This window comes from Phytoactinopolyspora halophila, from assembly GCF_003287285.1.
GTDB classification, from domain to species: domain Bacteria; phylum Actinomycetota; class Actinomycetes; order Jiangellales; family Jiangellaceae; genus Phytoactinopolyspora_A; species Phytoactinopolyspora_A halophila.
Window position 1 is genome coordinate 117,198 of sequence record NZ_QMIG01000013.1, and the last position, 6,247, is coordinate 123,444.

The 6,247-nt window shown below is 59.5% G+C and carries 3 protein-coding genes; 2 read left to right on the forward strand and 1 reads right to left on the reverse strand.

Features of this window, described 5'->3' with window-relative positions; genetic code table 11:
• Positions 1–212 precede the first annotated feature (212 nt).
• On the forward strand, positions 213–2,915 hold the full coding sequence (locus tag DPM12_RS13230; RefSeq protein WP_112258790.1) for an ATP-dependent DNA helicase: 2,703 nt from the start codon (positions 213–215) through the stop codon (positions 2,913–2,915).
• Positions 2,916–3,341: 426 nt separating this feature from the next.
• Here DPM12_RS13230 and DPM12_RS13235 read toward each other — a convergent pair whose 3' ends face one another.
• The gene (locus DPM12_RS13235) at positions 3,342–4,091 is read right to left on the reverse strand and encodes an endonuclease/exonuclease/phosphatase family protein (protein WP_211658946.1); all 750 of its coding nucleotides are present in this window, start codon (positions 4,089–4,091) and stop codon (positions 3,342–3,344) included.
• A gap of 1,501 nt (positions 4,092–5,592) precedes the next feature.
• Here DPM12_RS13235 and DPM12_RS24310 point away from each other — a divergent pair.
• Complete coding sequence (locus tag DPM12_RS24310; RefSeq protein WP_425467594.1) at positions 5,593–5,709, forward strand: ImmA/IrrE family metallo-endopeptidase; 117 nt, start codon at positions 5,593–5,595, stop codon at positions 5,707–5,709.
• Positions 5,710–6,247 lie beyond the last annotated feature (538 nt).

Consider the following 6,247-nt stretch of genomic DNA (forward strand, 5'->3'; position numbering starts at 1 on the left):
AGCTCGATCCGGCCGTCACGGACTGCCATCAAGGCAGCTGGCGATGGAACAAGGGTGTTCATGTCCAGCCGCGCTGACTGTAGGTGTACCTCGTCGGGCATACCGTACGTGTCCGTTATGTAGATTGTCTCCCGGTACGTGTTGGGTAACGCTGTCGCCACGTATTGCGGCAGTTGCGACCCCGTAGGGCTGCGAGTGAAGGTGAGCGCGGGATGACCACAGTCGGCGAGCATATCCACAGCGCGGACGAGGCGATCTGCCAGAATATCGAGACGCTCACTGAGCAGCGCGCACTGCTTTCGCAGAACATCCTCGCGCAGCTCCGGAACTTGGTTGAGGGAGTTGCCGTACGCTTCCAGTTGGGTTCTTCTGACGCCGAGTACAACTATTCAGCGATCGGGCCCGGACTTACCTTCCTTAGGTCAAGGGGCCAATACAGATTTCTGAGCCGGTTCCACAAGCTTCTCAAAGCGAGCGCCTCGCACTACACTTTGAACGGGGACGCTTCCGAACGCTTGATGCTCAAGTACTACGAGTACCTCCTGCGCATGCGGTCGCTGCTCAAGGACAGCTGCGGGATCGAGGTGCTCGCCAACCTGGAGTCGTTCCCAGTCGATCTCGACCCGTCGCTGCGCGAGTACCACGAGAAGATCGCCGCTCGGATCGATGCGCTCCGTTCGACAGGAACGGTTAGCGGATCGCGGGACCGATACTATATCCACACGACGCGCCCGTTCTTCGTAAGGGGGCGCATCTACTACGAGGTCACCTTTTACCGAGCCATCAACAGGGTGAGCAAGTTCGACCGCATCGTCGCCTTCACCGACATCGACATGACCGATGAGTACTCAGCCATGCTGACGATTCAGAGCGACTCGATCGACGTACTCGACCGGACGATGCCCATCACGATCATCAGCGAGTGGGAAGTCTCGATCCGCCCGTGCGAGTTTGACAACTTCGCACGCCTCTTTGGCATTACCACCAGAGTTCGGGCTGACTCCGCCGAGTACCGCTACCTGATGAGAGGGCTGACCGTGGGCTCCGGCAGCCTGCTCGACCTCGTCGACATGTCGGACGACACATACGAAGCGACGAAGGCCGACGGTACAGCTCGGGTCTCTAGGCCGCAGATCTTCCCAGCGCTAGATGAGGCGCGTCGCATCGTGCGGTCGGCCGCTCCGGGGCACAACATCATCCGGTATCTCATGCTCTGGATGCGCAACGAGCTGATCAAGTCGCAGTATAGCTGGGAGAAGTGCGGCCGCCTGTCCAGACTGAACCTACAGTACGGCTGCATCCCCTTTGACACCATGCCATTCTGCACCTCACTACTCGGACACAACCCGCGATACGGGGATCTCGCCGAAAGCCTCGACTCGACCGGCCGAGAACACGAGCTGCTCGCTCGGCGGGTACGGAACAACGTCGAGACCCATGGGATGCTCTACACGCCCGTCGCCGACCTCGAAGCGTTCGGAGACGTCACCAAGCTGATCTCCACCTACAACGACAAGCTTTACTATAAGCACACCAACCGCCAGTTGGTGCACGACAAGGGCCACGTCTTCATCCGTGGCTACGAGGATGACACCGTCGCCATCCTCAAAAAGCTGCAGGAGTACGCCGACACCGGAATCGACGGCTACACAGCTGCGGTCGAGGGCTGGCTCGGCTCAGCGCTTCGTGGCATCGATGATGAGGGCAAGAAGGACGCGCTCAAGCTGCTGTTCAGCCAGTCACGCGTCGCCCTGATTTACGGTGCGGCCGGCACAGGAAAGTCGACTATGGTCGACCATATCGCCAAGTACTTCAACGACAAGTCGAAGCTCTTCCTGGCGCACACCAACCCTGCGAAGGACAATCTCGAGCGCAAAGTGACCGCACAGAACTCGATCTTCCGAACGATCAGTAGCCAGATCTACCGAATGGCATCGGATCCCGAGTACGACCTGCTGGTGATCGACGAATGCAGCACGGTCAGCAATGCCGACCTGCTCAAAGTGCTGGAGAAGACTTCGTTCAAGCTGATCGTCCTGGTCGGTGACGTCTACCAGATCGAGTCCATCCAGTTCGGCAACTGGTTCAGCATCATCCGCTCCTTCATCCCGGACACGGCGGTGTTCGAGCTGACGACGCCATTCCGGACCACTAGCGAGTCCCTCCTGGGCTTCTGGGACAAGGTTCGGAACACCGAGGACGACATCGCAGAGGTTATCGCCCGCAACGGCTACTCGACCACACTTGACAAGTCGCTGTTCGAAGCTCAACGGCAGGACGAAATCATCCTGTGTCTCAACTACGACGGCCTCTACGGCATCAACAACGTCAACCGATTCCTCCAGAGCGGCAATCCGAACCCGGCGATCACCTGGGGTGCCTCCAGCTACAAGGTCGACGATCCTATCCTCTTCAACGATACCGAGCGGTTTCGGCCGGTGATCTACAACAACCTGAAAGGCTGGATCGTCGATATCGCTCTCGCCCCGGGCCAAATCCAGTTCGACGTCGAGCTCGATCGACCGCTCACGGAATTCGACGTCGGCGGCGGAGAACTGGAGTGGGTCCAGGGCTCAACCGTGCGCTTCTCCGTCTACGATTACGACACTAGCGACGAGGACGACGACTCTGTCAATACATCCGTACCGTTCCAGGTGGCCTATGCCGTCTCCATCCACAAAGCCCAAGGTCTTGAGTACGACTCGGTCAAGATCGTCATCACGGATGCCAACGAAGACGACATTACACACAGCATCTTCTACACAGCGGTCACCCGGGCACGTGAGCAGCTGAGGATCTTCTGGACGCCAGAGACCCAGCAGACTGTGCTCAACAGTCTTCAGCGAAGCACCAATGCTAAAGACGTTGCCCTCCTGTCAAACCGGCGTGGGCTTACTCCAGTTGCTGGATCTTGACGGCATGCTGCCGGCAAGTTCGCCTGATCCCCACTGAACGTTTTACTAAGATCGTGATATTCGGATTGGGAAGGCTCGAACCTCGGTACCAACAGCGCCGCTTCAGTCTGCGCCGAAAACGGGGTCAACCCCAGAAGTACAGATCGTCACTTCGAATACGTGCCAGGCAGCTGAGGATCGGTCGATTCCGCCGTGTATCGGTAGTAGCTTCAACGCCCACCCAGCTCATCTGACACCATCCCCGTTTGCGCGACCGACAGCCGCAGTGCCGACAGTTAAATCACTGTGCGGCGATGAGTTTCCACGTCCACACACCTCTATAGCCTGAGTCACAGGGGAGGTGGGGAGTGTCAACGGACGGTGTAATGGTTGAGTTTCAGTTGGTGGTGCTGGGGAGGATGCGGCCCTGGGTACGTGGTCGTTCTTCTAGTCGACGCTGAGCTTGGCGAGCACGAGCGCGTGATCAGAGACGGGTTCGTTGCGGCGTTGATTGGGGTTGCCTTCGATCGAAGGGAGTGGCCGGGCTTCGATACTGCGGACTTGCTCGATGCGATCGAGAAGGGTCTGATTTACCAGGATGTGGTCGATAAGTTCACCGCGGCCTCGGTAGACACGGGAATACTGCTGGTCCGCTGGTAGCAACGGGGCGAGGTTCCATAGACGCCAGGCGTCGCCTTGGTCTGGTCGATTGAAGCCACCCGTGCCGAACTCTGAGCCTGGTGGGCCGAGCAATATCTGAGTTGTCGCAGCCTGCGGCTCATCGTTGAGATCGCCGAGGACGATGATGGGATGATCCTGGCCGCGGCCATCGATAAGTTGGTTCGCAAGATCACGAACGGTGACCGCCTCAGCGGCCCGCCTATACAGAGCGTATGCCGCGTACCGGGCACGCTCTCCCTCGTCTCGTGGGCTGAACCTGCCGCCCGGAAAGGTCAGCAGTTTTGACTTGAAATGGCATGTGACCAGTGTTAACGACAACTCAGCCGCAGGCTCTATGCGCACGGCCAGCGCACCTCGGCCCATGCGTGTCGTCACGGCGCCCGAATCGTCGGCCTGCAATTCTGCCAATGTGTCCGGAAAGCTGGCCACATCGGCGACCAGGGTCAACGGATGGCGGGACACGAAGCCGACGCGGATACCGCGGCTATCAGGAATCTCGACACAGCCGTATGCCACCGCCCATCAAGTAGATCCCCGACGTGGTCTAGGGCCGCCGATCTCCCACCTCTTGGACGGCGAGTACGTCCAGGTCCAGATCACCGATGGCCTTGGCAACGCCTTCCACCTTGGCGTGGTAGGTCTGTTTATCATCTGGGCCAAACTCTGCGCCTGGAAGGTAGAGATTCTCTAGATTCCAGGTACCGACGGCCACCATGCCTACCCACCCCTTTCTGTTGTTGTCACCCCGCTATCGACGTGGCTGCGATCCTAGACGTAGACCACGGCTACGAGGCTGATCAGGCCACGCGCACAGGTCCGTTGGACTCCGGGTTCGCAGGCGGCATCGAATAGCCTACAGAAGCCCTCGGTGTCGTCTGGGGAGACCGCGAGCCCCGATTGCCGACGATGATGACCAGGTCGGAGCGGGAGCTGAAACCCGAGCCAGGCGTAGGCGAGCACCCAAGGCCGAGCACGATGGACGATGCGCACGGAAGCGCCACTGAACGCGTTCGCGATCACCTTTCCCCGGACGTCTGGACGCCGACGACCAGCTAGAACCGCCAGGGCCAGATCCACCGCTCATCTCACACACCCTGATCGCGCTGTTCGCAGAGGACGCGGAATGCCTGGTGTGGGTGCTACTCCACCCGCAGGTGCATCGTTCCGCCGCTTGCGCGTGCGCGGACTGAGGAGAGTCCCCGCCCTGAGCGTCGAGCAGAACGCTCGCCGCCTCCAAGGTGTGTTCCAGGGCAGGGCCGAAGATGGCTTAGAGCGGCGCACAGCGGCTGTGGTGGCCCATGCGTCTGGAGTCGGCAACAGAGTCGACAACCTGATCGAGCAAACCTCGACGACGGGGCAGCTCCTCGACGTGATAACGCATCTGCTCGACCAATAGTTCGGTATCGATATGCGTCTCGGTTCCTCGCGTTTGCGTTGATTTCGCTCGCCTCGTAGCGCCAGTATGCTCGCCTGATGACGTACCGATTGGCTCATGTCGGATAAGGGGTGCCAGATGACAGGTATGGTGAACGCTGGCTCGCTGCATATTAGCGTTAACATCTACAACTTCGTGTTGAGGGACACATCAGTCTCACGTACGTACACCAGTCACCGCCAGTTCGATCCGGAAGCGAACAGTCACATAGACCTAGGGACACCTGATTCTCTTGCCAGAATCGTGAACCTCCTCATAAATGTCGGCTACGATTACAAGTCTGTAAGTAGTCACTACATTTCTTTGCCATCGGACCCCGGCGCGGTTTCGTGGTGGTTTTCTGACTACGATTTGCCCATGTGGGTAGTGAAATCTGCGTCCAAGAACATCGATGAGCTAACGGCAACTCTGATTGAGCTGAAGAGCAAATAGTGTCATCTCATGCCGCCGACATCAGCGGAGACACCGGAGTCCCGAATGTCACCGTGCTGCCGAGCGTCTCGGCTGCATTGTCCTTCCGATGGAGAGCGAACTCGGTAAGCACCCGGGACGTCCACCCGGGTTGACGAGATTCCGATCATCCTGGTGAGCCGGTCGAACGCGACGGTGCCAGGCGACCGACAGTGCTTCACGGTTGCTCACGAACTCGGTCACATCCTGCTCCACTCGACCTGTCCACCACCCGAGTCTTCGGGATAAGTAGATTTCGGCGCGCGGCTGGAACACCGGCGAGCCAGTCTATGTCGGCTACGAGCGAGCTGTGTGGCTCGGGAAGGCGGTGCGTCAGCGCTTCCCTGAAGACGAGTCCTTTGCACGAGCTGCCGAGCAGTCCGGTTTCGACGCGTCGTGGTTTGAGCGATGGACGAGATGGGAGCAGCCATCGGTGCCGGATGCAACTGTCATCGAGCTGAGCGCTCGACGCGGCCGCAAGCGCGGCACCGGCGACTCGGGTCAGCCGTTGTTCCCTTAGGGCGCGGGTAGCGGCGACGCCGATATGGCGAGGATGACGGTCGTTCCCGTCGCGCTAGCTTGGGGGCGCATCCGTCGATCGGAACGGAGTCGCGGAGCCAAGGAAGAACGTGCAGGTCAGGCGGCTATGTTGATCATCGTGTGCGTGTGGTAGGTGGTCAAGTCCCTCCTCGGACACGTTGCAGAGTTCTGACCTGCGGAAACGCGGGTCTTCGGATCCTGGCGGGGTGCTGGGTTCATCGGACGATGATGGAGCCTAGTACTCGCC

What these genes read in the sequence shown, in the direction of transcription:
- DPM12_RS13230 (WP_112258790.1), top strand. Translation starts at nt 213, where the DNA reads ATGACCACAGTCGGCGAGCATATCCACAGCGCGGACGAGGCGATCTGC.